This is a genomic window from Streptomyces sp. STAM6 (assembly GCF_054963715.1).
In genome coordinates this window covers 1-552 of the sequence record NZ_JBUEFZ010000092.1, presented here as the reverse complement: position 1 = coordinate 552, position 552 = coordinate 1, and the positions used below count along the sequence as shown (strand labels likewise).

General features: G+C 66.8%; 1 protein-coding gene. It reads left to right on the top strand.

Going from position 1 to position 552, the window contains the following annotated elements; translation table 11 throughout:
- Nucleotides 1–552, top strand: a 552-nt coding sequence (locus ACY34K_RS33865) for a zinc-binding dehydrogenase (RefSeq protein ID WP_462754111.1), incomplete at both ends; no start/stop codon positions are given.

The window sequence follows — 552 nt, the reverse complement described above, 5'->3', positions numbered from 1 at the left end:
CAGAAGGCGGACATCTGCCGGTCGATGGGCGCGGAGGCGATCATCGACCGCAGCGCCGAGGGCTACAAGTTCTGGAAGGACGAGCAGACCCAGGACCCCAAGGAGTGGAAGCGTTTCGGCAAGCGGATCCGTGAGCTGACCGGCGGCGAGGACATCGACATCGTCTTCGAGCACCCCGGCCGCGAGACCTTCGGCGCCAGCGTCTACGTCACCCGCAAGGGCGGCACCATCACCACCTGCGCCTCGACCTCGGGCTACATGCACGAGTACGACAACCGCTACCTGTGGATGTCGCTGAAGCGCATCATCGGCTCGCACTTCGCCAACTACCGCGAGGCGTGGGAGGCCAACCGCCTGATCGCCAAGGGCAAGATCCACCCCACCCTGTCGAAGGTGTACTCGCTGGAGGACACCGGCCAGGCCGCCTACGACGTCCACCGCAACCTCCACCAGGGCAAGGTCGGCGTCCTCGCCCTCGCGCCCGAAGAGGGCCTGGGCGTGCGCGACCACGAACTGCGCGCGAAGCACATCGACGCCATCAACCGCTTCCGG